The sequence below is a fragment of the Pseudomonas sp. YuFO8 genome (genome assembly GCF_035065025.1).
Classification (GTDB): domain Bacteria; phylum Pseudomonadota; class Gammaproteobacteria; order Pseudomonadales; family Pseudomonadaceae; genus Aquipseudomonas; species Aquipseudomonas putida_AE.
In genome coordinates this window covers 1-397 of sequence record NZ_JAXDEQ010000191.1, presented here as the reverse complement: position 1 = coordinate 397, position 397 = coordinate 1, and the positions used below count along the sequence as shown (strand labels likewise).

The following is a 397-nucleotide window of genomic DNA, read 5'->3' as shown; positions in this document are numbered from 1 at the left end:
CAATGCCGGCCTCAAACTTGATGAACTGCCGCGTTCCTGGGCCCACTACGCACTGACCCTGGAGCCGGTGAACCCGCCGGTGCTGGTCACTCAGATTCAGCTCGCACCTGGCGAATGGCTGTACATCGCCTCGCTATTGCCCGAGCCCTACACCAGCCTTGAAGAGCAAGGCCTGCCGTCCCAGCAGGTGTGGTTTATCGTGCTGACCAGCGGTTTCCTGCTGCTGTTCATCGGTTTGCTGGTGCACTGGCAGAGCCGACCGCTCAAGCGTCTGGCGCGGGCGGCGCGGGACATGTCCCTGGGCGCCGACGTAGAGCCGGTGGCCGAAGGCGGTGGCAGTGAAGTGGTCGAAGTGGGCCGTGCGTTCAATGCCATGCGCGAGCGCATCAGCCGTTAC

General features: G+C 64.0%; 1 protein-coding gene. It reads left to right on the top strand.

Annotated features, from left to right (window positions below):
- The coding region (locus tag SOP95_RS31945; protein WP_323609584.1) for a HAMP domain-containing protein at positions 1-397 on the top strand (397 nt) is incomplete at both ends.